Origin of the sequence: Streptomyces anandii JCM 4720 (assembly GCF_014650655.1) — a bacterium.
Taxonomy (GTDB): domain Bacteria; phylum Actinomycetota; class Actinomycetes; order Streptomycetales; family Streptomycetaceae; genus Streptomyces; species Streptomyces anandii.
Genome location: NZ_BMVJ01000115.1, coordinates 1 through 584, shown reverse-complemented (window position 1 = coordinate 584; position 584 = coordinate 1). Strand labels below are relative to the sequence as shown.

Below are 584 nucleotides of genomic sequence, written 5' to 3'. Positions count from 1 at the left end.
CACCAGGTGCTGGCGGTGGTGCGGGGCAGTGCGGTCAACCAGGACGGCGCCAGCAACGGCCTCACGGCCCCGAACGGCCCGGCCCAGCAGCGCGTGATCCGGCAAGCACTGGCCGCCGCGCAGCTGTCGGCCGGCGAGATCGACGTGGTCGAGGCCCACGGCACGGGTACGCGCCTGGGTGACCCGATCGAGGCGCAGGCCCTGCTGGCCACGTACGGCCAGGAACGCCCCGCCGCCGACAGCCCGTTGTGGCTCGGCTCCCTCAAGTCCAACATCGGACACACCCAGGCGGCGGCCGGTGTGGGCGGCGTCATCAAGATGGTGATGGCGATGCGGCACGGTGTGCTGCCGCGCACCTTGCACGTGGACGAGCCGTCGCCGGACGTGGACTGGTCGGCGGGTGCGGTGTCGTTGCTGACCGAGGCGCGGGAGTGGCCCAAGACGGGTGAGCCGCGTCGTGCGGCGGTGTCGGCGTTCGGAGTGAGCGGCACCAATGCGCACACGATTCTGGAGCAGGCCCCCGCGGAGGACGACGAGCCCGCCGAGGTGGCGGACCGGGTGCCGCTGCCCGTGGTGCCTTGGGT

1 protein-coding gene is annotated in these 584 nt (G+C 72.9%); it reads left to right on the top strand.

What is annotated here, in order from left to right:
- Nucleotides 1–584 (top strand): ketoacyl-synthetase C-terminal extension domain-containing protein (locus IE249_RS35560; protein ID WP_189711670.1); only part of this gene is annotated, 584 nt, incomplete at both ends.